The organism is Paenibacillus macquariensis, from assembly GCF_900156375.1.
Lineage (GTDB): Bacteria > Bacillota > Bacilli > Paenibacillales > Paenibacillaceae > Paenibacillus_AQ > Paenibacillus_AQ macquariensis.
On the sequence record NZ_FTNK01000056.1, the window covers coordinates 1 to 6,236 of the forward strand.

At 39.0% G+C, this 6,236-nt stretch carries 1 protein-coding gene; it reads right to left on the bottom strand.

Annotated elements, in window-relative coordinates; genetic code table 11:
- Nucleotides 1–87: 87 nt before the first annotated feature.
- Nucleotides 88–4,989, bottom strand: a complete 4,902-nt coding sequence (locus BW961_RS29130; protein WP_169810297.1) for an S-layer homology domain-containing protein — start codon at nt 4,987–4,989, stop codon at nt 88–90.
- Nucleotides 4,990–6,236: the final 1,247 nt, after the last annotated feature.

The window sequence follows — 6,236 nt, forward strand, 5'->3', positions numbered from 1 at the left end:
TCATGCTTTCAAAAAGCTGCATTCGAGTATGTGCTTGAAGGGGACATATACAACTGAAGTATAGTAAAGCGATTCTTCTCTTATTTATTAAAGATGGTTTAACATGCCTAAAATCAATGTGACTGCCTCAGCTCTCGTTGTTGAACTGTTGGGATTGAATTTGCCATCCCCGTCCCCCTTAACTAGACCTGCTTCCACGGCTGCTGCAACATAGGATCTAGCCCATGCCGGAACCTGTTTCGCATCATTAAATGTCAGGTGTGCATTAGAATCAACTTCAAGACCTAATGCACGAACAATAATGACTACGAATTCAGATCGTGTTATTTCATTATTTGCACGGAAAGTACCATCTTCGTATCCAGAAATGAAACCAGCCTTTACAAGTGCATGAATGAATGGCTGAGCCCATACCGGTGTTTGCTTTTGATCCGTAAAACTAAAGTCAGAATCAACAAAATCCAATTTCAATGCTCTAGCTAACATGGTTGCGAATTCACCACGTGTTACAGTTCGATTCGGTCTAAAAGTCCAATCTTTATATCCACTTACAAAACCAAGTTCAACCGACTTTTCAATGGAAGCCTTAGCCCAATGATCCGTAATATCCGACAGTTTTACTTTTGGAGTTTCAGGTTCAATAGGTTTAACTGGCTCTGTTGGCTCAGTAGGCTTAGGCGTTGGTGTAGGTGTTGGTTTAGGATCTGACGTTGGTGTTGGATCTGGTGGTGTCCAACTAGCTTCAGTCTTCACCGTTACACTCGGACCATCCTTACTCCAATTTTCTGCTGCATCGCCTGCTTCAACTTTAAATTTATACGTCGTGTCAGATGAAAGGCCACTGACTGTATAGCTAGTGATATCAGCTGGTATTGTAATTAATGCAATACCATTCTTATAAACCTTATAGCTTGTTACACCCGTATCATCCGTTGCTGCTGTCCATGAAAGTGTAAGGCTAGTCTTGCCAACATTTGTAACTGATAATTTAGCATCTACTGACCAAGATGGTGCAGATGTATCTGTTGTTGTTTCTGCTTCCAAGTTAAAATCAAGTGTTGTTGTTGCATCTGCTATTACATCACCATTATTACTTTGCTCTGTATAGCCTTTCTTGCTAGCTGTTACAGTATAGTCTGTACCAACTGGCACATTCGCAATAAAATAGATTCCTTCTGATGACGTTGTTGCAGCGTATACAGCTCCACTTACCGTCAGACTTACTTTAGCACCTTCTACAGGAGTGTCTTGCCCATTTGTCACTGTTCCTGCAATGCTTCCTGCCTTCGTTGGTACGGTTACGTCATAGATGAATTTGGCATCTGCCCAGTCAACATGCGTATTATACCTTGCTTCAGGATTGCCAGGATTGTTATTCCATTCAGCAACAAGCTTAATCTGCTTGGCTCCTGTGATATCAAGATCAATAAATTCGCAGTTGTAATCTCTCATCATTACTGGGCTAATATAGATTTGCTCATCATCTTTAAATACTTTAAAGATAGCTTCTCCACCCATTTTAGGGGCTTTCTTGTCAATTCCTACATAGACTTGAAATCTTGTATACCCACGTCCATCTACATTGTATACAACTTCTGAATTTGTATCTGAAGATAATCCTTTGGTAAAAGTCTTAACTCCTGTTGCAGAGTTCAAGTCAAGGGTGGAATCGCCATACTGCGGTTCATCCTTAAGTACATCATTATAATCACTGTGTGCTGATACCCATTCCAGATCACTTGCATAGTCAAAATTGTTCGGCTCTGCTTCCTCATAATCCTGCCCATATAATATCAGTTCCGCCATACCTATTCTGAACCCGCCGCCAGCAGTTATATCCTTAATTGTTACGCGAACATAATTAATGTTATCATACGGCTTAGCAAATCTTTCTGGTGTGAAATGCTGTCCACCTACATAGCGATTATCAAGTGCCTTTTTCCATGTTTCACCATCCGTAGATACTTCTAAATCATATGTGTACCAGTTACTGTCCTTTTCCCAGAAAATACGGCTTCCAATAATAGATTGAGGCCTGTTGAATTTTACTGTCACGGACTGAGGAAGCGTTAATTCCTTTGATAACCAACCCGTTCCTATCGTAGTTACACCATCTCTAAGCTTATCCGTACCCCTGTCAGCTTCATGTTCTGAAGATGATGTAATAGATTCTATTTTCGCATCTGTTATAATGTCACCAGGTTCCTCATTCTCTGAAGGTATTATCTTAAACTCAAATAAAGATGCCCAATCTCCATGTGTTATACGATCAACAATCGTTAATCTTACATATCTCCCATTTGTTTCTACAAGCTTTGTTTCTTCATATCCATTAGGCGTGGTATTTAATGTATTATCAATAACCTTTTGCCAGTTGATCCCAGCCTCTGATACTTCAATATAGTACTTATATACATTTGTACTACTTTCCCACATAACCTGAAAACCAGCCAAAGCACTACTATTCTGTAAATCAACCTGTATCCACTGTGGTAAGGATGATCCATTTGCACACCATCTTGTACCTTCGTCGTTATCTACTGCATACATTGCAAAGTTACCTGATTGTTCAGAAGAACTTGTAACAGGTTTACCAACTGCAATATTTTTATAGGTCTGTTCTGTGGTTTCTAGTTTGTCAACTCCACCAACCCATGGTATATGCTGTCCATCAGGGACAAACTGACCTTGATAGGGTACTGTACTTACTGTTGTTGTTCCTCCATTCAATCCTTCTGCTGTAGCATTGATGTTTATATTTCCACTGACGTCTGAAGTTCTTACAAATGCAAAACCTATACCACCTTCAACACGCTGTTCTTCAACACCTATTCTTTCGATGTTTTCCCCAACGAGTTCCCCGTCACCTGTGACAGCAATTTTAATGCTACCCTCGTAGCTTGGTACGACAGTTCCATTCTCATCTACTACTTTGAAGTATACGGGGATTACATCCGAACCATCTGCTACTGGCATGATTCCTCTGTCACGTACTTCAATTTCTATTCCAGCAGCTTGACCTGGTGTTTTAACCGTATGCGTTTTAACGACTTTTCCATCTAAAATCGCTTCGGCTCTAAGGTCACCTGCTGCAAACTTTGCTAATTGAAACGTAAATATTGGGCTACCACCTTTTTTAGCTATGTTCGGAACAGATTTCAAAGCCTCTTCCCTTGTAATTTCTTTAATCAATACATTATTCTGATAGAGCTTCACACTCTCACAGTTACTAAATACATTAACATTCAGGCTTGATGTTGGAGAATATGTGCTTGCTATAAACACCATTGGACCATTTACAGAATTTCTAGCCGATTGCATGGACTGTAACCAGTAGTAATCATATTTTTCATATCTATCGATATCTACTGTTCCGCTTCCCAATGTCTTCGTCGTTGATCCACGTGCATAGTCATTCCAGCTCCATAAGAAATATCCACCTATTCTATCATTTGCATCTAGTCCACCCCAGTCAGAGTAACCATCTCCATTTAAATATCTCTGACGCGTCAAAATCTGAGTCATCATAGCGTCTTCGCCTTCTTTTCTCAGCGCCTTGCTAGATTCTTCAAAATCACCCCATTCACGTGTAAAGAATGGCTTGTTTGGATCAAAGTCAGTCCATTTGCTTGAGTCATCTTCCCAATTCATATCAACGACTTTATAGTTCACATCATAGAAAGATCCCTGTAGTCCATGGTCTGCTGCTGTATACATCTGATTGCCAGGATATTCTGCATGAGCAATACCAGTAGCCTCTTTTGCCCATTCTGCAGAGTAGCCCGTCTCATTAAGTGAAGTTTCCCATAGGATGACGGACGGTCTGTTTCTGTCACGTCTGATCATTTCACGTGTATCTCTTAAAGTGAGATCATAGAACTTTTGACTTTTGGTGAAGTTCTGCCAGCCAGGCTGACATTCAATAACTAATAACCCCAATTCATCAGCTGCATCTAAAAAAGCCGGATCATTGGGATAATGCGTAGCACGAACAGCATTAAATCCATTTTCCTTGATCTGCATCGCATCACGATACTGCATTGAATTAGAGGCTGCATCTCCAATATTCTGATACGCCTGATGACGGTTTACTCCGCGTAAAAATAATTTTTCACCATTGATATATAATCCATCTGCTTTGTACTCTATTGTTCTGATCCCTATCTTTGTCGTAACAGAATCAACTAAAGTTGACCCGTTGTATACTTCACTAACTAAAGAATAAAGATAAGGTGTATCTGGATGCCACAAATTTGGATTGGTTAACGTTATATCCTGATTAAACTGTTGATCTCCACCTGCTGGTATACTTGCAGCATCAGCTTCACCCTGTGCAACTGTATTTCCTTCCTTGTCCACCAGCTTACTTACAACTTTCGTGTTAGCTGATGTATTATTTTGGTTGACAACATGCGTTTTTACATTAACCTTTGCATATGTTTTGCTCACTTCTGGATAAGTCACAAAAACGCCGCCACTAGCTGTTTTATCAGCCTGTAATACATATGAAATATGTAAATTATTTGTAATCCTCATGGTTACATCTCGGTAAATACCGCCGTAGTAATGAAAATCGAGATTTGCTATTGGCTTTCCTGGCGGAGTATCTGGACTATCATAGCTAGATACTTTTACGGCTAAAACATTGGTTTCACCAAATTTCACTTTATCTGTAATATCTACAGAGAATCCTACATAACCACCATTACGCGTATAAATTTTTTCTCCATTTAAATAGATTTCACTGTCGATCATTACACCTTCAAAGTCAATATTGATTGTATTTCCTCTGTACATCTCGTCAACCGTAAAATAACGTCTGTACCAACCTGTTCCTTGATATACTGCTTTTCCACCATTAGCATGTTTCTTCTCCAGTCTCATGGTGTGTGGAATCGTTATATTAGCAAATGCCTGATCATCATAGTCAACTGCCTCTGCCCCTGCTAATTCGCCTCTGTAAAAGCCCCAATCGCTATTTAAATTCATTAGTGTTCTCCCATTTGTATTCTCGGTTGTCAGAACAGTACTATTACCCTGTGCATATATAACTGTACTAGAGTATTCCATACCAAACATTAACAAAATTAAAATCCATAAAGCTATTCTCTTCATAATTGCACCACTTTCATAAATTATATTGAAAGATTAAAAGTATTAAGTATCTCAAATCGTTCTTACAAGTCCAGTTTCGCTAGCTTGACGTCTGAAGAGAAATCCTAAATGAAAGGGCTTTCAATACATTAGAGGCAAATGAACAATGAGCGAATCAGATCAACGGCAAGATATTGATTTTTTCTTAACTTTTCATTTTTGTTTATTCCTTCTCCTTTCTAGTTTTTGCTTATTAAGGATACGCTCAAGAAATATTGCAATCTATCTTATAACATAATGCGAGAAATTTTCATAGATACGCACCTTTCGTATAATTATTTCACGATCTCCTGTGATACTGGAACGTTTGAAAGTACCGAATGATGTAGGGGGAAAACATGCTTCTATCTCGCTTTATCTATCGTCATGTCAAGATCGCTTTGGCTACGATTGCAAGGTCTTTAATGTCAACCTTACCTTCATGATTTACATCCACCTTCTCATTGCAGCCCGCTTAGCTTTGTTATGTCCCTGCAACGATAGCCAAGTCTCAAATCGAGATACTTCATCACCATTGACATCTGCGTTTATTCTCTTGTCGCCAAACACTTGAATTACCGCATCATTACCTTTGCCAGCGACATTTTTTCCTCCTTCGAGTCAAATCTATTACTTTCTATTACTTGCCAATTGCCATCGATCAGCATCACCTCCTTTGAGTTCGAGTACCACTCTTAAATCCCAGTCTTTAACCGTGTTAATACATCAGATGCCTACCAGTGCAATCTAAAACAAAACTAAATAATTAGCTGAGTAAATCTAAATGTAGATGTCATGTTGGGATCGCTTACAAATGTGAAAAGAACAGTAGGAAATTACTTTAATAAATGAGGAAAGGGAGGAAAGATAATAAGTTGAATGATTTATTTTTTCATTGTACTCTCCCGCCATGGATAGGTTAATGACGATAATTTGGATTTCATGATAAATTTACGGTAAGCGTCAAATAGGTTATTTACAAAGTAAACATATTTAACGTCTACCATAAAAAATCCCCTTCAGCGCACTTGTACCTCATGCTTTCAAAAAGCTGCATTCGAGTATGTGCTTGAAGGGGACATATACAACTGAAGTATAGTAAA